General features: G+C 71.5%; 3 protein-coding genes. All 3 read right to left on the reverse strand.

All coding sequences use genetic code 11. From position 1 onward, the window contains the following. On the reverse strand, positions 1–67 hold a 67-nt coding region (locus A5771_RS24590), incomplete at its 3' end, for a PPE domain-containing protein (protein ID WP_428844376.1). Between the two features lie 14 nt (positions 68–81). Then, the gene (locus tag A5771_RS01870; protein WP_064853507.1) at positions 82–381 is read right to left on the reverse strand and encodes a PE family protein; all 300 of its coding nucleotides are present in this window, start codon (positions 379–381) and stop codon (positions 82–84) included. 20 nt (positions 382–401) lie between these two features. Next, the coding region (locus A5771_RS01875; protein WP_131808878.1) for an SHOCT domain-containing protein at positions 402–1278 on the reverse strand (877 nt) is incomplete at its 5' end.

The following is a 1278-nucleotide window of genomic DNA, read 5'->3' on the forward strand; positions in this document are numbered from 1 at the left end:
GGCCGGATCCGGCGCCGGAATACATCAGCGCAGAGTTGACCTCCGGCGGCAACGCTGCAAAATTCATCGGCTACTCCGCGATCAGCCGGCAGCCGCCGCGTTCGCCGCCTCGGCGGTCGCATACGAGATGCCGCCGCCGTTCAGCGCGGCGACGAACATCTGATTGACGGCCGCCGCCTGAGCGGCCACGCTCTGAAACAGCGCACCGTTGGCGTTGAACAGCGCGGCAATCGACGTCGAGACCGCATCGGCGGCGGGTGCGGCCACCGCGGTGGTCGGTGTCGCCACCGCCGCGCTCTGTGCCTGCACCGCCGAACCGATTCCCTGCAACTCGCCGGCCGCCCCGGACAGCATCTCCGGTTGGGTAACCACGAAAGACATCTATTTACCTCCCCTTGAATTCATTCGTCGACAAAATGTTCGATGACGCGTTCGCGTTGTTTGTGGAACTCCTCGTCGGTCAGCACGCCGGAGTCGCGCAGTTCGGCCAGGCCGCGCAGTTCCGCGAGAACCTCCACGCCGGTTACCTCGTCCGGGCGTGCTGCTGGTTCTTCGTTGTCTGGGGCCGGTTTGGCCGCCGCGGTGGGATTGGGCTGGGTGGTCACCGCTGCTCGCCGGCCCGGGGCCACCGTGGCGGCCATGGCGCGGCCGGCCATGGTGGCCAGCGCCATCTCGGCGTAAGGAGCTCCGGCTCCGGCTCCGGCGGCCGCGGCGGTACTGGATTGTGCTGAGAGCAAAGCGACTTCGCGTAGCGCCGAGGGGGCGGCGGCCGCCCAGGCCTGCGGCACCGACAGCCCGCCCAGCGGCACCGCCTTGCCCATGCCGGCCCAGGTCGCCCCCACCCGGCCGGCCCCGCTCAGGCCGGCCGCCGGCAGCCCGGTGGCGGGTCCGAGACCGCCCAGGGGCGGGGCAAGCCCCAACAGCCCGCCGGCCGGCGTCGTCTGGCCGATCAGACCGAGACCGCTCGCGGCGCCGAACTCACCGGTGATGCCCAGGCCGGCGAACGGCCCCAGACTGGCCGCCTCGATCGCCAGTCCGCCGAATTCCAGCCCTGCGCCGCCGCCCTCGAAGGGGGCGATGCTGTCCACCTCGATGACCGCGACCAACAAGTCGAGCAGCAGGCCGGGTGCGCCGGCGCCTTCATACGACCCGGAGGTGCCGGCGGCGGGTGCGGCCAGTTGGGTGGCGGTGGTCAGGGCGTGGCTGGCGGCGGCGCTGCCGGCGGTTTGCATGGCCGAGGTGGTGGTGGGGGCGTGACCTGGGCCGGCATGAACACAC

This window comes from Mycolicibacter sinensis (assembly GCF_001667375.1).
Taxonomy (GTDB): Bacteria; Actinomycetota; Actinomycetes; order Mycobacteriales; family Mycobacteriaceae; genus Mycobacterium; species Mycobacterium sinense_A.

What these genes read in the sequence shown, in the direction of transcription:
- A5771_RS01870 (WP_064853507.1), bottom strand. Translation starts at nt 381, where the DNA reads ATGTCTTTCGTGGTTACCCAACCGGAGATGCTGTCCGGGGCGGCCGGC.